Here is a 20,702-nt window from a genome sequence, read left to right as displayed (position 1 = left end):
GAGCGGAGCGGCCACGGCCGACGCGTCGACTAGGCGGATCGCCGGTCGAGGCCGACGGCTCAGATCGCCGCCGACGGGACGCGCAGCTCGACCCGGGTGCCCCGCGGACGAGCCGAGTCGTCGCCGAGGCCGACCGCGGCCAGGTCCGAGGAGGTGGCCGGGCTCATCTCGATCGAGCCGTCGAGCTCGGTGGTGACGAGGGTCCGCACGATCGACAGCCCGAGCCCGGGAGCCTGATCGAGGTCGAAGCCGGGCTCGATCCCCCGTCCGTCGTCGATGACCCGCAGGGTCAGCGACGAACCGTCGTGGGCGAGCACCACCGCGATGTCACCGCCGCCGGATCCCTCGGGGAAGCCGTGGTCGACGGCGTTCTGGAGCAGCTCGGTGAGCACGACCGACAGCGGGGTCGCGGCGTGCGCCGGGACCCGACCTCCCGAGCCGCGCACCGAGAAGCGAACGGGCCGGTCGGGCGACTGGAGCCCCTCCTCGGCGAGGCGCAGCAGCGGCCGGACGATCTCGATGAACGCGATGTCGTCGCCGGGCTCGCGCGACAGCGACTCGTGGACCAGGGCGATCGTGCGGATCCGCCGGACGGACTCGCTGACCGCCGCCTTGGCCTCGGCGCTCTCGAGCCGGCGCGCCTGGAGGCGCAGCAGCGACGAGATCGTCTGCAGGTTGTTCTTCACCCGGTGGTGGATCTCTCGGATCGTCGCGTCCTTCGACAGCAGCAGGCGGTCGCGCTTGCGCAGGTCGGTGACGTCGCGGATGAGCAGCAGGCCACCGACCACGTGGGCATCGCCGTCGCGGCTGCGCACGAGCGGCACGCAGCGGGCGAGGAGGGTGACGTCCGCCCCCTGCTCGAACTCCTCGACGACCGGCTCCCCGCGCTCGAAGGCCTGCCGGGCGGGACCGTCGTGGAACCCCAGCTCGGCGAGTCGCATGCCGACCGGGTTGGCCTGGATGCCGACCCGGTGCAGCGCCGAGTTCGCGTTGGGTGACACGTAGGTGACCGTCGCGTCGACGTCGAGCATCATCACGCCGTCGCCGACGCGGGGCGCCGCGCTCGAGTCGGCGACCTGCCCCGGGAACGGGAAGGTGCCGGAGGAGATCATGTGCGCGAACTGATCGAAGATGCGCGAGTAGTTCCGCTCCAGCTCACCGAGGTTGCGCCCGGCGCGCACGACCCACTCCTTGGTGAGCACCGCGATCACCCGATCTCCGTGGCGCACGGGGACGGCGAGGACCCGGGCGGTGCGGTCGTCGGCGCCGGACACGTCCACCCGGAGGGTGATGTCACCCTCGACGGAGCGACCCTCGTCGGCGGCACGGGTCATCAGGTCCTCGGCCTGCGTCGCCCAGGTCCCGACGAAGTCGATCGCGTACATCGTCTGGTTCGTCGCCGGGCGGACCTGGTCGACGATCATCCAGCGCCCGTCGTCGGAGCGGACGTGGAGCAGCAGATCGGCGAAGCAGAGGTCGGCGAGGAACGCCCACTCGGCCGTCAGGCGCTGCAGGTGGTCGATGTCCTCGACGTCGAGCGACGAGTGGGTCCGGGAGAGTTCGAGCAGCGACGCCATCACCGCGAGTCTGCCCGATCGACCGACCCCCGGAGGTGGCGCGCGAGGACCCCGAGGCCGGCGAGGTCGTGGATGTCTCCGGCGAGCCACGGCACCGCGACGGTCGTCGTCGCGAGCGACGCGAGCTCACCGCGCCGCACCTCCTCGCGCGCCGCGACCATCGCGAGGTCGTCGAATCTCACCGCCATGGAGGAGAGCACCCGGTCGACCAGGTCGCGATCGGCTCCGACGTCGTCGGGGAGGGCGTCGGCGAGGGCCGCGGCGAGCTCGCCGTCGGAGTCCGCGCCGACCCCCGCCGCCATCGCCTCGGCCGCGGCCACGGCCCCGGCCGACGCCGTGGCCGCGGGGAGCACCCGGTTGGCGACGATCGCGCCGATCGACATGCGCCGCTCGGCCAGCGACTCGGCGAGGTAGACCGCTTCGTGGGCCGGGGCGGCCTCGAGGGTCGAGACCACGACGAACGCCGTGCGCGGGTCGACGAGCAGCTCCTCGACCTCGGTCGCACGCTTCACGAACCCCTTCTCCATCGCCTGGAAGAGGACGAAGAAGTCGGCGATGTCCTGCAGGAAGCGCGACCCGAGCACCCGATCGGCCACCTGGTAGAAGGGCTTCGAAGCGAAGGTGAACAGCCGCGAGCGGTAGGGCACCGTGAGCCAGCGCAGCAGCCGGCTCCCGAAGAAGTCGGCCATGCGCCCGGGGGCGTCGAGGATCGTCAGCGCGTTGCGCGACGGAGGGGTGTCGACGATCACCAGGTCGTAGTCCCCGGTCGCGTGGAGGTCGTGCAGCTGCTCCATCGCGAGGTAGTCGTGGCTGCGGACGAACCGACTGGTGATGTTCTGGTAGAGGGGGTTGGCGAGCACCGCGTCGCGCGTGGCGCGGTCGGGGGCGTGGCGGCGGATCAGCTCGTCCCACCCGGCCTTCGTGTCGAGCATCGCCACGTGCAGCTCCCCGCGCACGTCGAGGCCGGCGCCGTCCAGGGCGTCCGCGTCGATCCGCACCGGGGTGTTCCCCATCGCCTCGAGGCCGAGCGCCGTGGCGAGCCGGCGGGCCGGGTCGACGGTGAGGACGAGCACCCGCCCCGCCTGGCGCTGGACGGCAGCCAGGCCGAGCGCGGCCGCGACCGTCGTCTTGCCGACCCCTCCGGAACCTGCGACGAGGATCATCTCGCGGCTCGCGAGCAGGGCGTCGAGCGACGCTCGCTCGGCCATCAGGTCAGCTCCTCGTCGAGGCCGTCGGCGACGAGCGACACGACCCGGCGGCCGTGCGCACGAGAGAACATCTCCGCGACGGTGACCACGTCGACGTCGAGCGACATCTCCTCGAGCGCCGAGCGCAGGCGGTCGAGGTGGCCGGCGCCGATGGTCCGGCGGGACTCGACGATCGTCGCGGCCTCGACGACGGCCTCGGCACCCGGACCGAGGAGGTCGACGAGCACGTCGACCGACCCGGCGATCGCCTCCGCGACCGGCTGCTCGCTGCGGTCGAACATCGCCGGCAGGACCCGGTTCGCGACGACGGCCACCGGGTGGGTGCCGGTCTCCGCCGTCAGCCGCCCGAGCAGCTCGATCGACTCGGTGACCGGCATCTCCTCGGGGGTGGTCACGACGGCCACCCCGGTGCGGTCGGGATCCTCGAGGATGTCGAGCATCCACTGGGTCTGGTCGCGGACGAGACCGACCTGCACCAGGTCGGCGATGACCTTCGGCGCCCCGATCTGGCTCACGACGTGCCCCGTCGCCTCGGCGTCGACGACGACGAGGTCGTAGTGGCGCTCGTGCACCTCCCAGCAGAGCTTGCCGACCGCCAGGATCTCCTTCACGCCGGGAGCGGCGTCGGCGACGAAGTCGAACGTCGACGCGAGCGGCCCGATGCGGCCGATGAACGGGATCTTCACGAACAGCCGCAGGTACTCGCGCAGCGAGTCCTCGGTGCTCATCGACATCGCGTGGAGACCGGGCTCGACCTCCGTCGGCTCGAAGCGCAGGTCGGACACCTCGAACGCCGTGGCGAGCGCGCCCTTGGCGTCCATCTCGCAGACCAGCACCTCGCGGCCCGACCGGGCGGCCACCTCGGCGATCGCCGCGGCGACGGTCGTCTTGCCGACACCGCCCTTGCCGGTCACGAACAGAAGGTCGAGGTCGAGCAGAGCGGTCATCGTGTTCGGAGGCGGGGACCGAGGTCGGGGCGCGGACGGGGCGGGGTGCGGCCCCCGGTCAGCCGCCGAAGCCGATCGAGCGGTTCCCCTCCTGGGACCCGAGCTCGACGTAGGCGATCTTCGCCGACGGCACGAACACCTCGTTGCCCCGCTTGTCGATGACCGTCAGCACGTCGGTCGCACCGGCCAGGGCCGCCTCGACCCGTGACTTGAGGTCGTCGCGGTCGGCGTCGTCGGCGAGCTCGATGTTGATCTCGCGATTTGCCTGGGTGACTGCGATGCGTACGTCCACCGTCGCGAGGCTAGCGCCACGTCGCACGTCCGGAGACGGCGTCCGCCGGGCGCCGGGCGCACGGCACGTGGGGATCGCGGGTCGCGATCGCCACACTGGTCCCATGGCCAAGACCCCCGTGACCGAGGAGCAGGTGATCGATGCGCTCCGCCCCGTCGAGGATCCCGAGCTCCACCGCTCGATCGTCGACCTGAACATGCTGCGCGCCGTCCAGATCCGCGACGACGGCGTCGTCGGGGTGCTGATCGCGCTGACGGTCCCCGGGTGCCCGTTGAAGAACGAGATCCAACGTCGCGTCAGCGACGCCGCGACCGAGCTCGACGGCGTCGAGTCGATCGACCTGGAGTTCACCGTGATGACGGACCAGGAGCGCGAGGATCTGCGCAAGCAGCTCCACGGCGACGGCGGTGCCGCCAGCGCCGGATCCGGCCAGGCCCACGGCCACGCCGAGGGGCGCGAGATCCCGTTCGCCAAGACCGGGTCGAAGACCCGCCCCCTGCTGATCTCCTCGGGCAAGGGCGGCGTCGGGAAGTCGTCGGTGACGACCAACCTCGCCGTGGCGCTCGCCGCGCAGGGACACTCCGTCGGCGTCGTCGACGCCGACATCTACGGCTACTCGATCCCGCGCATGCTCGGCACCGATCGCGACCCCGTCGTGATCGACGAGATGCTCGTCCCCCCCGAGCAGTGGGGGGTCCGCTGCATCTCGATCGGCTACTTCGTGCCCCAGGGCGAGGCGGTCATCTGGCGCGGCCCGATGCTGCACAAGGCCCTCGAGCAGTTCCTCACCGACGTCTTCTGGGACGACCCCGACTTCCTGCTGATCGACATGCCCCCGGGCACCGGTGACATCGCGCTCTCGCTGGCCCAGTACCTGCCGCGCGGCGAGGTGTTCGTCGTCACGACGCCGCAGCCGGCGGCGCAGAAGGTCGCGGCGATGTCGGCGAAGATGGCCGAGAAGGTCAACCTCCCGGTGCGCGGCGTGATCGAGAACATGTCGTGGTTCACCGGAGACGACGGCACGCGCTACGAGATCTTCGGCTCCGGCGGCGGCCAGGAGCTCGCGGACGAGCTCGACGTGCCGCTGCTCGGGCGGCTCCCCCTCGTGACCGCGCTGCGCGAGGGCGGTGACGACGGACGGCCGATCGCGGCCGTGGATCCCACCTCCGAGCTCGGGCAGGCCTTCGACGACATCGCCCGCCGGATCGCGGTCGACCTGAAGCCGAAGAAGGTCTACTCCGACGCCCTGAAGGTCATCTGATCCTGATCCACCCGCCGGTGGGCATCCGGCGCGGGCGCCGCAAGATCCCGTGCCGGGCACCGGGTGCGCACGGGTCGCCGGGGCGGGGCGCGCGGATCAGCGGATCTCGGACTCCTCGACGACGTGCTGGCCGTCGGGCGAGACGTGGCGCTCGCTGCGCGTCTTGCGGTTGCTCATCGACATGAAGCTGGCGCCCTTGATGGCCGCGGCGGCCAGCGAGATCACCCCGCCGGCGATCATGATCATGCCGATCGCGTAGAGGTCGACGCCCTCGAGGGCGGCGTCGATGCCGAAGCTGACGATGGCACCTCCGACGAGGAGGACGATTCCGAGGACGACGAGCATGGGCTTCTCTCCAGTGGTTGCGGGACCGCTCCGGTCCTTGACCTTCCTCATCGGTCGATCGTGCACGGGACGTGAGCCCCCACGAGTCGAAACCCCCGAACGGGGGAGGTGCCGCCGTCTCGCCCCGACCGTGCGGCCCGGATCGTGCGGTCCGCACGACGCCTGGTACAACCCCCTCGTGGAGCTGAGCGATCGAGTCGTCGTGGTGACCGGAGGAGGCTCGGGGATCGGTGAGGCTCTGTGCCGCGCCGCCGTCGACGCCGGGGCGCGCCACGTCGCCGTGGTCGACCTGCACGGCGACGAGGCCCGGCGGGTCGCCGCCGACATCGGCGCCAGCGCCCACGCCGTCGACGTGCGCGACGAGGCGGCGATCGTCGCGCTCGTCGAGGGCATCGAGGACGACCACGGCCCGATCGACGCCTTCGTGTCGAACGCCGGCTACGTCACCGCCGCCGGCCTCGAGGACGCGAACGACTCGATCCAGGCGATGTGGGAGGTCCACTGCATGGCCCACGTGTACGCCGCTCGCGCCGTCCTGCCGTCGATGATCGCCCGCGGCGAGGGGTACCTGCTGAACACCGCGTCCGCCGCCGGCCTGCTCACCCAGATCGGCTCGATGACCTACTCGATGACCAAGGCCGCCGCGATCTCGCTCGCCGAGTGGATCGCCGTGTCCCACCACCACCAGGGCATCCGGGTGTCGGTGCTCTGCCCCCAGGCGGTGCGCACCAACATCCTCGCCAACAGCCCCGACGAGCGCGACGACGCGTCGTTCGACGACGGTGGCGGGGTCGCGAGCGGCGACGGCGTGCTCGAGCCCGCCGACGTCGCCCGGCTGTGCCTCGACGCGATGCGCGACGAGCGGTTCCTCGTGCTCCCCCACCCCCAGGTCGCGACCTACGTCGAGCGCAAGGCGACCGATCGCGACCGCTGGCTCGCGGGGATGCGTCGCTTCCAGGCGGCGCTGCACCCCGGGGGCCCCCTCCCCGGAGACGCCCTCGCGCCGCGCACCTGAGCGCGGTCCCCCACGGCCGCCCGCGTCCCGACGCGGCCACGTCGCGACGGCCCCGGCGTCGTAGCGTCACGAGGGTGGAGTTGGTCCCGAAGTACCGGTTCGATGCGATGGTGTCCGACGCGCTCGACGACCTCCCCGACGAGCTGCTCCACGTCCTCGACAACGTCGTGGTGCAGGTGCGCGACCGCCACCGCGACGACCCGACCCTGCTCGGTCTCTACGAGGGGGTCCCCCACACGGAGCGCACCGGGCACGAGGGGCCCGACGTGGTGTCGATCTACCGCGCCGCGCTGTGCGACATGTGCGACGACCTCGACGACCTCGCCGACGAGGTCCACGTGACCGTCATCCACGAGATCGCCCACGCCGCGGGCATCGACGACGACCGGCTCCACGAGCTCGGGTGGGGATGACCCGCCGGACCGTCGGCTGCGCCAGCCGACGGCCGGCACGCGCCCGGGGGCGGATCGCGCGACCACCGGAGCGGCGGTGAGCGCACCGGGCCCGGTCGGGGAGGTCGCGGTCGCCTGGCGCCACGACCTCGGGGCGGCGATCGTGATCGACGGCGGTGACGGCCGCTTCGTCGACGCCGCCGGTGCCGGCGCGACGATCGGTGAGCTCGAGCGCACCTGCGCTCCGAGGTGGGTGTGGTGGTCGCAGGACACGGCGCGCACCTTCGTGAGCGCCGGCGTGCGACCCGCCAGGTGCTGGGACGTCTGCGCGGTGCACCGGCTGATCGAGGGCGGGACCCGCGGCGGGCCGGGGCGGGCGTGGGCGCACGCCGTGGGCCTCGACCCCGACTCCGCACCCCGCGTCGAGCCGCTCGATCTGTTCAGCGTCGCCGACACCGACGACCGGGCGGGCCCGCTGCGCGCCGACGGCCACCTGCGCGCCGAGTGGGCGCAGGGCGCGTGGGCCGCGACGAGCGACGCGATGCTGGAGTGGGCGCGGCTCGCCGGTGCGGCGGCCGCCCGCCAGCGCGACCTGCTCGCGCGCGGCGCGACCGGCGACCCCGAGACCGGGCCCGTGCGGTGGGCGGCGGCCGGCGGCGATGCCGCGCACCGACTGCTCACCGCACGGTCGGAATCGGCGACCGTGGCGCTGTGCGCCGAGCTCGAGCACGACGGGCTGCCCTTCGACCGCGGCGCGGCGGAGGGGATCGTGTCGGGGTTCGTCGGCGATCGCCCGACGGGACCCGACGACGAGCGCGCCCGGCTCGCCGAACTCGACCGCCGGGTCCTCGACCACCTCCCCGCCGGCGCGGACGACGACCTGCGCAGCCCCGAACGGGTCCGCTCGCTGCTGCGGCGCGTCGGCGTCGAGGTGCCCGACACCCGAGCGTGGCGACTCGAGCAGGTCCGCGACGCCCACCCGGTCGTCGGCGCCCTGATCGAGTGGCGCCGCGCCGAGCGGTTCCGCACGACCTTCGGCTACCCGTGGATCGACGACCACGTCGGCGTCGACGGACGGCTCCGGGGCCGGTGGGCGCCCGCCGACGGGGCGGCCGGGAGGATGACCGCCACCGCCGGGCTGCACAACATGCCGGCCGAGCTGCGGCCGGCGATCGCGGCCGAGGCGGGCCACGTCCTCGTGCGCGCCGACCTCGGCCAGATCGAGCCACGGATCCTCGCGGCGGTGTCGGGCGACGCCGCCCTCGCCGAGGCGACGCACGCGCTCGACATGTACGCCCCCGTCGCCGATCGGCTGCGCGTCGGGCGCGAGGTCGCCAAGCTCGCCGTGCTCGGCGCGATGTACGGGGCGACGACCGGTCGCGGCGCCGAGGCGCTGCGCGCGCTGGAGCGCAGCTACGCCGTCGCGATGGGCCACCTCCGCGCGGCCGATGTCGCCGCGCAGGGCGGCAACGACCTGCGCACCCACGGCGGTCGCCGGATCCCGATGTCCGGCGCCCTCGACGGCTCGGCGGGCGACGGGGCCGAGCGATCGCGAGCGGCGGCGCGCGGTCGCTACGGGCGCAACGCCGTCGTGCAGGGGGCGGCGGCCGAGTTCTTCAAGACCTGGGCGGCGCTGGTGCGCAACCGACTGGCGCCGGGAGGGGCGCGGATCGTGCTGTGCCTCCACGACGAGCTGATCGTCCACACCCCGCGCGACGACGCCGACGTCGTGGCCGGCCTGGTCGTCGAGTGCCTCCACGAGGCGGGCCGCCGGTGGTGCCCCCCGGCACCCGTCGAGGTGCGGTTCGTGGCCGACGTGAGCGTCGTCGACCGCTGGTCGGAGGTCGGCTGACGGCCGTTCGGAGGTCCCGGGGCTCGGCGGGTATCTTCGTCGTCCATGACCGACGGAGCGCTCCCGCCCCCGTCGCCATCGGCCCCGCGATCGCCTGCGCCGTCGTCGCCGCAGCCGTCGTCGCCGCAGCCGTCGTCGCCGCAGCCGACGTCCTCGCAGCCGACGTCGTCGCCGCCGCCACCGCCACCGCCGGAGCCCGCCGCACCGGCCGAGTACACCGCGTACGACACCGGCGTCGCCGGGGAGCGCTCGACCGCGCGCATCGGTCCGGCCGCGCGGTGGACCGTCCGGCTCGTCGCCGCGGCCGGGGTGGCCTCGGTGGTCTCGACGGTGGTGCGGATCGCGGTCGACGTGCGCGCCGCCGACCTCCTCGCCGGACGGGTCGAGGCCGCTGCCTTCGACGACCTGTTCGCCTCGGCCCAACTCGTGTCGGCAGCCGCGGGGGTCATCGGTCTCGCCGCCGCCGTGCTGACCGTCGTGTGGATGTTCCGAGTCGCGACCAACCTGCGCTCGCTCGGGCGGCGAACCACCTGGCACCCCTCGTTCAGCGTCTTCGGGTGGATGCTCCCGCCGTTCGGGTTCCTCGTGCCCCTCCTGGTCGTCCGCGAGATGTGGAAGGCGAGCGACCCCGCGATCGGACTCGGCTCGCAGCGGTGGCGTGCGGGACGCGCCACCCCGCTCGCCCACGCCTGGTTCGTCCTCTACGGCGTCGTGCCGGCGATCATCACCGTCGCCACCCTCTCCTCGGTGCTCGAGGCCACCCTCGAGCCCGATCGCTCCTCGCTCGAGCGAGCCGAAGCGGTGACGTCGACCTCGTCGCTGACGGTCGTCGACGGAGCGGCCACGGCGCTCGCCGCGCTCGCGTGGGTCCTCCTGGTCCGCCGCCTCACCGCTCGGCACACCGAGCTCACCGGGGAGAGCTGAGGGCTCGTGGGTCGCGTCGACACCGTCTACCTCGTTCGCCACGCCAAGGCCGGCGAGCGTCGCCTCTGGAACGGCGACGACATCGACCGGCCGTTGAGCAAGAAGGGGTGGAAGCAGTCCCGGGCGGTCGCCGAGCGGCTGGCGCGGAAGGGAGCGACCACGCTCTACTCGAGCCGCTACGTGCGCTGCGTGCAGACGTTGGAACCCCTGGCGGAGCTGATCGGCCAGCCGGTCCGGGTGGAGCCCCGGCTGCTGGAGCACGAGCCGTTCGAACCGGTCCTCGACCTGCTCGCCGAGGTCCCCGACGGGTCCGTCCTGTGCACGCACGGCGACATCGTCCCCGCGGTCGTCCAGGCGCTCCACCGGCGGGGGATGACCGTCGACACCCCGGCGGACTGGGGCAAGTCCAGCACGTGGGTGCTCCGCCGCAAGCGCGGCCGGATCACCCGCGGCAAGGTGTGGCCGCCGCCTCTGTGACGCTCACGACGTGACCATCCGCCCGGCGGCCACCGGTCGCGCTCGGGGGGTTCAGGGTGCGTCGGGCGGATCGTCGACCGCGTCGCGGATCTCGGAGGCGAACTCGGTGACCAGTCCCGACACGTCGGCGGGCGGATCGCGCGACTCGCACTCCTCCACGAAACCCAGCGCTGCGTCGGCGTCCTCGCGGAAGCTGTACTCGACGATCGCGGAGAAGCAGTGGGGGTCGGCGTAGGTCGGATCCATCTCGATCGCCTGGTCGAGGGCGAGGCGCGCGATCGAGTAGCGCTCGTCGGTGGGCTCGGCTCCCTCGGCTCGCGCCAGCAGGGCGTACGTCCACCCGACGTAGGTGCGCGCCTCGGCGTTCTCGTTGCCGCGCTCGAGCTCGCGGCGGTCGGCTTCGACGAAGAGCTGGTTGGCCCGCACGAGGTCGAAGTCGTTGACCGCGATGCGGGCCTCGGCGAGCACCGTCCGCGTCTCGTCGCCGGGGGTCGCGCCGGTCATCTCCTGCCCCGCCGACCGCTCGCCCCACGCTCCGGCGAGCACCGCGCCGATCCCGCCGGCGACGGCGAGGCAGGCGACGGTGACGATGGCGATCCGACGCCAGTCCCGCGCGGCAGCCGGCCGGAGGCGCCGCCGTCCGTCCTCGATCTCGCGCAGCACCGCCGCGGCGCGCACGGTGTAGCCGTCGCGGAGGGTCTCGTAGTCGGCGTCGTCCACGTCACCGGCCGCGTGCTCGCGATCGAGGTCGCGCAGCGAGCGCAGGAGGAAGCGGCGCTCCTCCTCCAGCCCGGCGAGGTGGTCGATGCGCTCCCCCGACCGCACCTGCGACCGGCGCGGCGTGGCCTCGGCCGGCTGGTCGCGGCGATCGAGCGCGTCGTCGGCGCCGGTCCCGGGCGTCACCGCTGCTCGGTGCTCGACCTCGGGATCGGTCACGCCCGACCGTCCGGTGCGTGCGCACCGCCCGGGTCGCCGGGTGGCACGCCAGGCGCGGCGCGCGATCCGCTCGCCGGCGTCGCTCCCCGATCCGATCCGGGGTCGGTCGCCACGTCGGCCGGATCGGGCCAGCCCCGGGGGCGCGCAACATCGCGCCCGGCCTCGTGGTCCGAGTCGGACAGGGCGGACGCGACGAGCTCGCGATCGGCGGCGGTCGGGTCGCCGACCCCGGCCGCCTCCACCCGCCAACGACGGAACGTGACCGACAGGCCGACGACGCCGACGACGAGGCCGAGCGCCGGCAGCACCCACACCAGGGCGTCCAGGCCCGACGAACGGGGCACGAGCAGCAGCTCGGCCTCGTTGCGACCGTCGATCACGGCGAGGATCTCGTCGTCGGACAGCTCGTTCGCGCGCACGAGCTCCTCGACCTGGTTGCGCAGGGCCCGTGAGGCGTTGTTCTGCGACACGAAGACGCTCTCGCCGTCGCACACCGGGCACGCGATCCGCTGCGTGAGGTCGTCGACGCGGTCGCCCTGTGTTCGTGGCCCGTCGCCGCGCGTCGCGCCGACGACGAGGAAGGTGACGCCGACGACGAGCATCAGCGCCCAGCCCGGCCAGGAGCGCAGGCGCGAGCGCGTCATCGCAGCGCCTCGCGGAGCTGCTGGAGGACGACCGCGAGGCTCTCGGCGGTGACCTCGCTGATCGCCCGGAACCGGACGATCCCGTCGGGATCGACGATCCACGTCTCCGGCACGAGCGAGACGCCGAACGACGTCGAGATCGAGTCGCCCTCGGAGTACACGACCGGCCAGTCGCCGCCGCGCTCGGCGAAGAACGCCTCGACGTTGGCCTGGGTGTCGCCGCTCACCACGGAGTAGAACTCCGCGCCCGACTCGCCGAGCGAGCGCTGGGCGTCGACGAACTCGATCAGCTCGGGGTGCTCGCGGATGCACGGCACGCACGAGGACTGGAAGAAGTTGATCACCACCCAGCTCCCCTTGCGCCGCGACAGGTCGAAGGGGGTCCCGTCGCCGAGGGTCCCGACGGCCTCGGGCGCGGGCCGGTTCATCAGCGAGGTCTCCGCCGACGGGCCCAGGCGGCCGGAGTCGGCACCGACGAGCAGGACGATCAGCGCGATCATCACGACGGCGACGCCGAGCGCGACCCACGGCGCGATCCGCGACCGCGAGCGCGCCGAGCCCGGCTCGTCGCCGTCGCCGACCGGGCGGTCGACGACGACCGCTCCGGTGTCGTCGCTCACGGCCGGCTCCACCCCACGCGCCACGCGAGACGTCGCCGGGTGCGCCCCCGCGACGGCTCGACCGGGCGCGTCGTGGCCCTCCGGGCGTCGACCAGGTCGTCGGATCCCCCGGCGCCCGGCACGCCGACCACGTCGTGCGCACCGCCACCCGATCCGGTGGCCGGAAGGGCGCCGGCGTCGTCGGCTCCCGCGCCACCCGGTCGAGCGGCTCCCACGCCCCCGATCGGGGCCGAGGTCGGGTCGGTGGGACGGCGGCGCCGATCACCGGGGAACGCGGCGAGCAGGGTGCCGATCGCCATCACGGCCCCGCCGATCCACAACCAGAGGATCATCGGCTTGACGAAGGCGCGCACGACCGCCGTCGACGCACCGGGTTCGGCGCCCTGCTCGAGGGTGATGTACACGTCGTCGACCAGACCGGTGCGCACCGCCGGCGTGCCGACGGTGAAGCCCTGGTTGAGGTACGTGGTGATCGCCGGGGTGTGGACGTCGCCGCCGTCGAGGACGATGTCGGCCTCGAGCGCCCGGCGGCTGCCGTTGACCAGGGTGCGGACCTGGACCTGCTGCAGCTCGAAGGTGTGGCCGGCCCACTCCACGGCGCGCCCGGTCTCCAGCGTCAACGTCGCCGAGTGGGTGAAGCTGCCCGAGGCGGCGAGCGCGACGGCGATCATGATCACGCCGAGGTGGACGATCATCCCGCCGTTGGCCCGCCCGACGAGGCCGCGCAGGCCCTGGCGACGGGTGGCGAGGACGATCTGGCGCAGCGCCGCGCCCGCCGCGAAGCCCCCGAGGGCGAACGCGAGCAGCGGAGCCCAGCCGGTCGCCCCGACGAGCACCGCGATCGCCAGCGCCGCGACCCCGCACCACCCGGGCCAGAACAGGCGCGTCGAGAGCAGCTCGGTGCTCGCCTTGCGCCACGGCAGGACGGGGGCGACCGCCATGAGGAACAGCAGCACCAGACCGATCGGCATCGAGAGGCGATCGAAGTAGGGGGCGCCGACGACGGTCTGGCGATCCTGGAGCGCCTCGACGAGGAGCGGGAAGATCGTGCCGAGCAGCACGACGAACGCGAACACGGTGAACACGACGTTGTTCGCGAGGAACGCCCCCTCGCGGCTGAGCGGCGAGTCGATCGACCCCGGCGACCGCAACCGGTCGCCGCGCCACCCGATCAACCCGAGCGCCACCACCACGACGACGGCGAACCCCGACAGCAGCCAGGTCCCGACCGGCCCGTCGCCGAACGCGTGCACGGACTGGATCACCCCGGACCGGGTGAGGAAGGTGCCCAGGATGGTCAGCGCGAACGTCGCGATCAGCAGGCTCAGGTTCCACACGCGCAGCATCCCGCGCCGCTCCTGGACGAGCACCGAGTGGATGTACGCCGTGCCGGTGAGCCAGGGCAGCAGCGAGGCGTTCTCGACCGGGTCCCACGCCCACACCCCCGACCACCCGAGCACCTCGTAGCTCCACCACCCGCCGAGCAGGATCCCGATCGACAGGAACGCCCACGAGAACAGCGCCCACCGGCGCGTCTCCATCAGCCACCCCTCACCCAGGCGACCGGTCACGAGGGCCGCGATCGCGAACGCGAACGGAACCGTGAAGCCGACGTAGCCGAGGTAGAGGATCGGCGGGTGGAACAGCACCAGGATGTGGTTCTGCAGCAGCGGGTTGGGGCCGGGGCCGGAGGTGACCCCGGGGGCGCCGGCGGCGAACGGGTCGGCCGGGCCGAAGCTCAGCACGGCGAAGAAGGCGGTGACGACGAACATCACCATCAGCGCCCAGGCGACCAGCTCGTCGCCGCTGCGCGCCCGGAACCTCCACGCGACCGCCGCGGTGAACGCCGCGAGGGTGAGCGCCCACAGCAGGATCGAGCCCTCGAGCGCCGACCACATCGCGGCCACGTTGTACAGCGCCGGGGTGTCGGCGGACCCGACCTGCTGGATGTAGGCGAGGGAGAAGTCGCGGGTGATCAGGGCGCGCTGCATCATCACCACGGCGAGCACCGAGCCGCCGAGCGCGAGCCACGCGTAGCGCGGCGCCTGGCGCAGCAGCCGGGTGTCGTGGCGACGGATCCCCGACACCAGCGAGAGCGCGCCGACGACCGAGGAGGCGAGCATCAGCAGCAGCCCGGCGCGCCCGAAGGCGGAGTTGAGCGAGGCGGCGATCACGCCGCCGGGTCCGGGCACTCGGCGTCGGCCTCGGCCTCGGCTGCGGCGAGCTCGTCGGCGTTGGCCTCCTCGTACTCGTTGGAGTGCTTCACCTCGAGCTGGTCGCCTTCGAGGCGGTCGTCGCGGATCACGCCGTGGACCACGACGGGGATGCACTCACGGAAGATCCCACCCGGTTGGCCGTCGTACTCGACCGGGATCGAGGTGCCCCCGAACGACATCGAGAAGCGCGTGACGCCCGGGTCGGAGTCGTCGAGCGACCCGGCGTCGACCGTGCCCTGCAGGCGGATCCGGCGGTCGGTCTCGCAGCCGGCGCGCTCGCCGACCTCGTCGACGTTGCAGAAGTAGTCGACCGCCGAGCCGAGGAACTGCGTGACGATCACGCCGCCGACGACGACGGTCGCGGCGAGGACGAGCATCGGGACGATGCGCCGACGACGGGCGCGCCCGGTGGGGGCTGGGCCCGAAGCGTCGGACGGGTCGTCGCGCGGGGTGAGGTCCATGTCGGCCACGATCGCGACCTCAGGTCCAGTACTTGTCGTCGTCGGGCACCCGCTCGCCGAGTCGGCGACCGGCGCGCAGCGTCCGCCACACCAGCGCCGCGACGATCGCGAAGGTGATCGCGTAGCTCCCGAGCACGAACCCGGCGTCGTCGAACAGCGCGATCACCGCTGCTCCCCCTCGGCGCGGCGCTCGGCCAGGGCGACGTCGAGGCCGCGCTCGTCGAGCAGGTCTTCCATGGCCATCACCCGCGTCCGGTGCATCACCAACCACAGGTAGAGGAGGCTGAACGCGACCACCCCGACGAACAGGGTGAACAGCATCGCGCCGTCCATGCGGATGTCGCCGTCGGTGTTGAGGATCGACGCCTCCTGGTGCAGGCTCCGCCAGAGCTCGACCGACCAGTGCACGAGCGGGATCAGCAGGACCGACACCAGCCCGACGACCGCGGACCGTCGCGCACGCTGCTCGTGCGAGCCGCCGAGCCGCCGCACGGCGAGGTACCCGACGTAGGTGACGAAGAGCAGGGCGGTCGTGGTCAGGCGGGCGTCCCACTGCCAGAAGACACCCCACGTGAGCCGCCCCCAGAGCGCCCCGACGAGGAGCGTCAGGCCGACGAACACGACCCCGGTCTCGGCCGACGCGCCGGCGAGGCGGTCCCACCCGAGGGTGCGCCTGCGACCGAGGAGCTGGATGCCCGACGCGATCGCCGTGACCACGAACGACAGGTAGGCGATCCAGATCGTGGGCACGTGGATGTACAGCAGGCGCACCGACTCCCCCTGGTTGACGTCGGCCGGCGACAGCACCAGGGCGAACAGCACCAGCCACGCCATCGCGACGACGGCGGCGATCCCGATCGCCCGGGTGGCGGTGGTGCCCGAGGCGCTCCGCGACGACGTCGCGCCGGTCGTGCCGTCGCGGGTGGCTCCGGTGGGATCGAGCGTCGTCATGTGCGTCCAGTCTGTGCCGTGATCGCGGATCTCGCGCGACCCTGCCCCACCCGGTTCGTCGAGTTTCTCGTCATTTCTCCGTCGCGATCGGTCCGTCACCTACTCGTCGATCAGCGGTCCGAACGCGAGCGCCCCGCCGACACCGAACGCCACCGCGAAGACCGCGAGCAGGCTGACCCACTGCCAGCCTCGCGCGAGCTCCGCGCCGGTCGTCCCGAGCGCCGACTCGACCGCTCTCGTCGCCCCGATGAGGACGGGTGCGACCGCCGGGAGGGTGAGCAGCGGGAGCAACGTCTCGCGGCCGTCGGTACCGGTGGCCACACCGCCGTACAGCGTACCGACCGCCGCCAGACCGCAGGTGGCGGTCACCATCGTGGTGACGAGGAGCACAACCCCGTCGAGGCGGATCGTCTCGCCGTACAGCACGACGGCGCAGGCGAGCAGCAGCGCCTCGAGCACGAGGAGCTGCACGACGAGGCCCACCGCCTTGCCGACGAAGATCGCGCGTGCGTCGACCCCCGCGACGCGCATCGCGTCGAGCGCCCCGTCGTCGTGCTCGAGGGCGAACGTGCGCTGGACGAGCAGCAGCAGGCTGAACATCGTCGCCAGCCACACGAGGCCGGGCGCGACCAGCGACAGCACGTCGGTGTTCGCGTCGAGGGCGAACCCGAAGATGATCATCGTCACCATCGCGAAGGGAAGCACCTGGTCGATGATCACCCGGCTGCGCCGCTCGATGCGCAGGTCCTTGCGCGCGATCAGCCAGACCACCTTCCACCACGCCCTCACGCCGTGCCTCCGCCGGGATCGGTGGCGACGCCGGGTGCGACACGCCCCGCCACCACGTCGACCACCCGCGTCGCGAGCGACTGGGCCCGCTCGAGCTCGTGGCTCGCCACGAGCACGGTCGCTCCGGCGCGAGCGGCCTGGTCGAGCGTGCGATCGAGCTCGTCGCGCGCACGCCGGTCGAGCCCGGCGTGGGGTTCGTCGAGGAGCCACAGCCGGGCACGGCGGGCCACGAGGGCGGCGAGCGCCGTGCGGCGCCGCTGGCCGGCCGACAGGGTGCGCACCGGCTGCGTCGAGATGCGGCCGTCGACCCCCATCCGGGCCATCGCCGCGTCGACCTCCTCGGCCGACGCGCCGACCGTGTCACCCCAGAACCGGACGTTCTCGCCGACGGTCAGGTCGACGTACAGGCCGTTGGCGTGACCGAGCAGACCGACCAGGGGCCGAACCCCCGCCCGGTCGGCGCCGAGGTCGTGGCCGAGGACGTGCGCCGTCCCCCGCACCACGGGCACGAGCCCCGCGCACAACCGCAGGAGGGTCGTCTTGCCGGCTCCGTTCGGGCCACGCAGCAGGACGATCTCGCCCGCCTCGACGCGCATCGTCGCGCCCGACAGAGCGGGGAACCCGCCGAGGGTGGCGACCACCTCGCGCAGATCGACCACCGCGCCCGTGGGGGTCGTCGCCGCCGACCCGCCGGAGGGCGTCGGGGCGCGCTGGTGGTCGCTCGGCGGCACCGGGTCACGCTATTGGGTCCGGCCGGGGCCGGGCCAGCCGCCGCGAACGGCTGCGGAACCCCGCGCGCCCGCCTGCGAGGCGGACCCGGAGACCGCTACCTTCGATCCGGCATGGCCCGCACCGAACCGTCCACGGGGGTCGTGCGCGATGTGGGAGCGCCCGACGGCGACACCGCCGACGAGGTCTCGGGCGACGTGGACGTCGACGGCCCCCTCGGCGACGGCGTGCCGCGCGACGACTCGGGCGCCGTCGGGCGACGTGCGGAACGACGAGCCCGACGCCGGGACCGCGACCGCCCTCCCCGCGACTGGAGGTGGTGGGTCGCCGGCACCGGCAGGATCCTGATCTCGATCGGCCTCCTGCTGCTCGCGTTCGCGGCGTACCAGCTGTGGGGGACCGCGATCGAGACCGCCGCGGCACAGGACCGGCTCGAGCAGAGCTTCGAGGAGCGGCTCGCGACGGTCGCCCCGCCCCCCACGACCGCCGCCGACGCGGTCGACCCGGCTCCGGCGAACGACACCGTCGCTCCATCGGAGGAGGCCGAGGAGGCGGCGACGGAGGAGGCCGAGGTGGCGGCGACGGAGGAGGCCGAGGAGGCGGCGACGGAGGCGGAGGAGACGACCGTCACCGAGCCGGCCGCGACCCCCGACGTCACCGCAGCGGTCCCCGCCGGCCCGAGCGTCCCGGTCCCCGTCGATCGCCAGGTCATCGGCGACGTGAACGAGGGCGACGGGATCGCCCGCATCGAGATCCCACGCATCGGGGTGGACGACATCGTGGTGGCCGGGGTGGGCACCTCGGAGCTGAAGAAGGGTCCCGGGCACTTCCCGAACACCCCGTTCCCCGGCCAGCTCGGCAACGCGGCGATCGCCGGCCACCGCACGACCTACGGTCAGCCGTTCTTTGACGTGGACCGGTTGCGGATCGGCGACGCGATCGAGGTCACGACCCTCAACGGGACCTTCACCTACCGGGTCACCGGCACCTCGATCGTCGCACCGTCGGACTACCACGTCGTGTCGACGACCGATCCCGGCACGGCCAACCTCACGCTCACCTCCTGCCACCCGAAGTGGACGGCCCAGCAACGGATCGTGGTCACCAGCGAGCTGGATCCCGCTGTCTCGTCGCCGGTCGGTGCGACCGTCCTCGACTACGGGCGCGACCAGCCGACGACGGCGCCGGCGGAGATCCCCGGAGACGCCGTCGACGAGGCGCCCGGCGCGCCGGCCGAGCGCGACGAGGTGGCCGGCGAGGGCGCGACCGGCGATGCGTCCGATCCCGCGACCGGCGACGGCTCCGTCCCCGCGGACCTCGACGCGCCCGATCCCGTGGCAGCCGCGGGTCCGCCCCGCTCGGGGACGCTCGCCGCCCACGACGGCGACGCTCCGGCCGAGGGATCCGACCCCGAGGTCGACGGCGGCGCGACCGCGGACGAGGCGACCGGCGCGCGACCCCCCGCGATCGACTCGCCCGTCGTCGAGGACCGCATCGCCGATGCCTTCGCCGGCGGGTGGTTCAGCGATCCGGGCGCGAACCCGCACGTCGGACTGTGGGGCCTGGCCGTCGCCGCGATCGCGATCGCGGCGCACGCGATCAGCCGTCGGTTCCGCAGCGACCTCGTCGGCCTCGCCGTCGGCGTCGTGCCGTTCACGGTGGCGCTCTACTTCTTCTTCCAGAACGTCGATCGCCTCCTGCCGCCGAACCTCTGACGTCCCCGCCACCGCCACCCGTGCATCCACGCGGCGTCGGGGTTCTTCGCCGCTCCCCCACCGTGCGTGCGTGATGGGGGTCTCGGGGGCGGGGGGTGATCTGGTGGTCACCCCGCCCCCAGGGTGGCCGCTCGACCCGACCGGACGGCGCGAGCCGCGCTCAGCGCCCCGTGAACGTGGCGGGGCGCTTGTCGAGGAACGCGCTGCGGCCCTCGACGGCGTCCTGGCTGGCCCACGCGGCCGAGCGCAGCTCCTCGAACGCCTCCACGCCCTCGGGGTCGCTCGCCACGAGGCCGACCTTGTGCGCGGCCATCGTCAGCGGCGCGAGCCGCGCGATCCGCTCGGCCCAGTCGAGCGCCGCGCCGAGGTCGCCCAGGAGGTGGATCCCGCCGGTGCGCTCGAGCTCCGCGGCGGTGTAGGTCCGCGCCGCCACGAGCATCGCCCGGGCGATCGGAGGCGACAGCTCCGCCGACGCACGCCGGAGCGTCCAGTGGTCGACCGCCAACCCGAGCTTGGCCGCCGGGATCCCGAGGACGCTCCCCGGCGTCGCGACACGCAGGTCGCAGGCCACGGCGAGCTGCGTCCCGGCGCCGAGCGCCGGACCGTCGATCGCGGCGATGACCGGGCACGGCAGGGCACCGAAGCCGCGCAGCACCCGCGAGAGGTCGGTGGCGAAGCGCCCCTCCTCGACCCCGGTCAGGTCCGCTCCCGCGCAGAAGGCCGGAGGCGCTCCGGTGAGCACGATCGCCCGCAGGCGCTCCGCCGGCTCGGCGGCCAGGCGCTCCTGGACCTCGAGCAGCTCGAGGACCGTGTCGTGGTCCAGCGCGTTGCGACGCTCCGGACGGTCGAGCGTCACCACCTCGATCGTGCTCCGTCGTTCGGTCCTGACCATCGTCTCCTCCATCGGTGCGTCTCGAGCCGCCGCGACGCCGCGAGCGCCGTCGAGGGGTCGTGCGGGCAGGGCGCGGATCGCCGCGGGCCGGCGGGCCCGTACGCTACGTCCTCGATGACCGCCGACGACCGAACCCCCCGGGACCCCCGATCGGCGGCGGCGGCCGAGGCGGGCGGGGCGGACCCCGTGCGGGCACGACGCGCCGTGATCGCCCGGTGGACGCTGCTGGCGAACCGCGTCGGGTACCTCTTCGTGGCGCTCGCGATGGCGCTCTTCGTGATCGCCTTCGCGGTCGGCTTCGACTCGACGATGGCGACCTCGGTGACCGTCACGCTCGTGATCGGGTGCGTGCTGCTGGCACCGTCGATCGTGCTCGGCTACGCGGTCAAGGCGGCCGAGCGCGACGACCGCGAGCGGGGCCTCTGAGGGGCGACGGCGACGTCGGCGGCGACGACCGGC

23 protein-coding genes are annotated in these 20,702 nt (G+C 73.5%); 8 read left to right on the top strand and 15 right to left on the bottom strand.

Going from position 1 to position 20,702, the window contains the following annotated elements; translation table 11 throughout:
* Positions 1 to 59 precede the first annotated feature (59 nt).
* From ACOOHC_RS04115 to ACOOHC_RS04100, 4 genes are read right to left on the bottom strand one after another with little or no spacing between them, the layout of a single operon-like run.
* Entirely contained in the window at positions 60 to 1,577 is a 1,518-nt protein-coding gene (locus ACOOHC_RS04115; RefSeq protein WP_420452747.1) for a sensor histidine kinase, read from the bottom strand.
* Positions 1,577 to 2,785, bottom strand: a complete 1,209-nt coding sequence (locus tag ACOOHC_RS04110; protein WP_420452746.1) for an ArsA family ATPase — start codon at positions 2,783 to 2,785, stop codon at positions 1,577 to 1,579. The genes ACOOHC_RS04115 and ACOOHC_RS04110 overlap by 1 nt, the downstream gene beginning before the upstream one ends.
* Positions 2,785 to 3,732, bottom strand: a complete 948-nt coding sequence (locus tag ACOOHC_RS04105; RefSeq protein WP_420452745.1) for an ArsA family ATPase — start codon at positions 3,730 to 3,732, stop codon at positions 2,785 to 2,787. The genes ACOOHC_RS04110 and ACOOHC_RS04105 overlap by 1 nt, the downstream gene beginning before the upstream one ends.
* Positions 3,733 to 3,790: 58 nt before the next feature.
* Positions 3,791 to 4,024, bottom strand: a complete 234-nt coding sequence (locus ACOOHC_RS04100; protein ID WP_420452744.1) for a DUF3107 domain-containing protein — start codon at positions 4,022 to 4,024, stop codon at positions 3,791 to 3,793.
* 103 nt (positions 4,025 to 4,127) lie between these two features.
* On the opposite strand from ACOOHC_RS04100, the gene ACOOHC_RS04095 reads away from it, so the two are divergent.
* Positions 4,128 to 5,285 (top strand): Mrp/NBP35 family ATP-binding protein, encoded by a 1,158-nt coding sequence (locus ACOOHC_RS04095; protein ID WP_420452743.1) that lies wholly within the window; start codon positions 4,128 to 4,130, stop codon positions 5,283 to 5,285.
* 96 nt (positions 5,286 to 5,381) lie between these two features.
* Here ACOOHC_RS04095 and ACOOHC_RS04090 read toward each other — a convergent pair whose 3' ends face one another.
* Positions 5,382 to 5,681: a DUF6458 family protein gene (locus ACOOHC_RS04090; protein ID WP_420452742.1), complete on the bottom strand. Its 300-nt coding sequence runs from the start codon at positions 5,679 to 5,681 to the stop codon at positions 5,382 to 5,384.
* A 127-nt stretch (positions 5,682 to 5,808) separates the two neighbouring features.
* Between ACOOHC_RS04090 and ACOOHC_RS04085 the strand changes: the two genes are divergently transcribed.
* The 5 genes from ACOOHC_RS04085 (at position 5,809) to ACOOHC_RS04065 (ending at position 10,290) form a co-directional block, all read left to right on the top strand.
* A complete protein-coding gene (locus ACOOHC_RS04085; protein ID WP_420452741.1) occupies positions 5,809 to 6,645 on the top strand; it encodes an SDR family oxidoreductase in 837 nt (278 codons plus the stop codon).
* Positions 6,646 to 6,752: 107 nt separating this feature from the next.
* Positions 6,753 to 7,058, top strand: coding sequence for a metallopeptidase family protein (locus ACOOHC_RS04080; protein ID WP_420453852.1), 306 nt, complete (start codon positions 6,753 to 6,755; stop codon positions 7,056 to 7,058).
* 76 nt (positions 7,059 to 7,134) lie between these two features.
* Positions 7,135 to 8,889 (top strand): DNA polymerase, encoded by a 1,755-nt coding sequence (locus ACOOHC_RS04075; RefSeq protein WP_420452740.1) that lies wholly within the window; start codon positions 7,135 to 7,137, stop codon positions 8,887 to 8,889.
* Between the two features lie 45 nt (positions 8,890 to 8,934).
* Entirely contained in the window at positions 8,935 to 9,813 is an 879-nt protein-coding gene (locus tag ACOOHC_RS04070) for a DUF4328 domain-containing protein (protein ID WP_420452739.1), read from the top strand.
* A gap of 6 nt (positions 9,814 to 9,819) precedes the next feature.
* The gene (locus ACOOHC_RS04065; RefSeq protein ID WP_420452738.1) at positions 9,820 to 10,290 is read left to right on the top strand and encodes a SixA phosphatase family protein; all 471 of its coding nucleotides are present in this window, start codon (positions 9,820 to 9,822) and stop codon (positions 10,288 to 10,290) included.
* Positions 10,291 to 10,341: 51 nt separating this feature from the next.
* On the opposite strand, the gene ACOOHC_RS04060 is transcribed toward ACOOHC_RS04065, so the two are convergent.
* From ACOOHC_RS04060 to ccmA, 9 genes are all read right to left on the bottom strand, one after another.
* Positions 10,342 to 11,226 (bottom strand): hypothetical protein, encoded by an 885-nt coding sequence (locus tag ACOOHC_RS04060; RefSeq protein WP_420452737.1) that lies wholly within the window; start codon positions 11,224 to 11,226, stop codon positions 10,342 to 10,344.
* On the bottom strand, positions 11,223 to 11,870 hold the full coding sequence (locus ACOOHC_RS04055; RefSeq protein WP_420452736.1) for a cytochrome c-type biogenesis protein: 648 nt from the start codon (positions 11,868 to 11,870) through the stop codon (positions 11,223 to 11,225). The genes ACOOHC_RS04060 and ACOOHC_RS04055 overlap by 4 nt, the downstream gene beginning before the upstream one ends.
* Complete coding sequence (locus ACOOHC_RS04050; protein WP_420452735.1) at positions 11,867 to 12,490, bottom strand: TlpA family protein disulfide reductase; 624 nt, start codon at positions 12,488 to 12,490, stop codon at positions 11,867 to 11,869. Before ACOOHC_RS04050 ends, ACOOHC_RS04055 begins: the two co-directional genes overlap by 4 nt.
* Entirely contained in the window at positions 12,487 to 14,682 is a 2,196-nt protein-coding gene (locus tag ACOOHC_RS04045) for a heme lyase CcmF/NrfE family subunit (protein ID WP_420452734.1), read from the bottom strand. Before ACOOHC_RS04045 ends, ACOOHC_RS04050 begins: the two co-directional genes overlap by 4 nt.
* Positions 14,661 to 15,167 (bottom strand): cytochrome c maturation protein CcmE, encoded by a 507-nt coding sequence (locus ACOOHC_RS04040; protein ID WP_420452733.1) that lies wholly within the window; start codon positions 15,165 to 15,167, stop codon positions 14,661 to 14,663. The genes ACOOHC_RS04045 and ACOOHC_RS04040 overlap by 22 nt, the downstream gene beginning before the upstream one ends.
* A gap of 19 nt (positions 15,168 to 15,186) precedes the next feature.
* On the bottom strand, positions 15,187 to 15,333 hold the full coding sequence (gene ccmD, locus ACOOHC_RS04035) for a heme exporter protein CcmD (protein ID WP_420452732.1): 147 nt from the start codon (positions 15,331 to 15,333) through the stop codon (positions 15,187 to 15,189).
* Entirely contained in the window at positions 15,330 to 16,118 is a 789-nt protein-coding gene (gene ccsA / locus ACOOHC_RS04030; protein ID WP_420452731.1) for a cytochrome c biogenesis protein CcsA, read from the bottom strand. The genes ccmD and ccsA overlap by 4 nt, the downstream gene beginning before the upstream one ends.
* Before the next feature lie 99 nt (positions 16,119 to 16,217).
* Positions 16,218 to 16,907 carry a heme exporter protein CcmB gene (locus ACOOHC_RS04025; RefSeq protein WP_420452730.1) on the bottom strand — a complete coding sequence of 230 codons (690 nt, stop codon included), beginning with the start codon at positions 16,905 to 16,907 and terminating at the stop codon, positions 16,218 to 16,220.
* Positions 16,904 to 17,638 (bottom strand): heme ABC exporter ATP-binding protein CcmA, encoded by a 735-nt coding sequence (gene ccmA, locus ACOOHC_RS04020; RefSeq protein WP_420452729.1) that lies wholly within the window; start codon positions 17,636 to 17,638, stop codon positions 16,904 to 16,906. Before ccmA ends, ACOOHC_RS04025 begins: the two co-directional genes overlap by 4 nt.
* A gap of 111 nt (positions 17,639 to 17,749) precedes the next feature.
* Here ccmA and ACOOHC_RS04015 point away from each other — a divergent pair, with 111 nt between their 5' ends.
* Positions 17,750 to 19,351, top strand: coding sequence for a class E sortase (locus ACOOHC_RS04015; RefSeq protein WP_420452728.1), 1,602 nt, complete (start codon positions 17,750 to 17,752; stop codon positions 19,349 to 19,351).
* Between the two features lie 160 nt (positions 19,352 to 19,511).
* Here ACOOHC_RS04015 and ACOOHC_RS04010 read toward each other — a convergent pair whose 3' ends face one another.
* A complete protein-coding gene (locus ACOOHC_RS04010; protein WP_420452727.1) occupies positions 19,512 to 20,243 on the bottom strand; it encodes an enoyl-CoA hydratase-related protein in 732 nt (243 codons plus the stop codon).
* A gap of 114 nt (positions 20,244 to 20,357) precedes the next feature.
* Between ACOOHC_RS04010 and ACOOHC_RS04005 the strand changes: the two genes are divergently transcribed.
* On the top strand, positions 20,358 to 20,669 hold the full coding sequence (locus ACOOHC_RS04005; protein ID WP_420452726.1) for a hypothetical protein: 312 nt from the start codon (positions 20,358 to 20,360) through the stop codon (positions 20,667 to 20,669).
* Positions 20,670 to 20,702 lie beyond the last annotated feature (33 nt).

The sequence above is a fragment of the Ilumatobacter sp. genome (assembly GCF_965215205.1).
Taxonomy (GTDB): domain Bacteria; phylum Actinomycetota; class Acidimicrobiia; order Acidimicrobiales; family Ilumatobacteraceae; genus Ilumatobacter_A.
The sequence above is the reverse complement of the archived record's forward strand: the minus strand, read 5'-3'. Positions and strand labels throughout refer to the sequence as shown.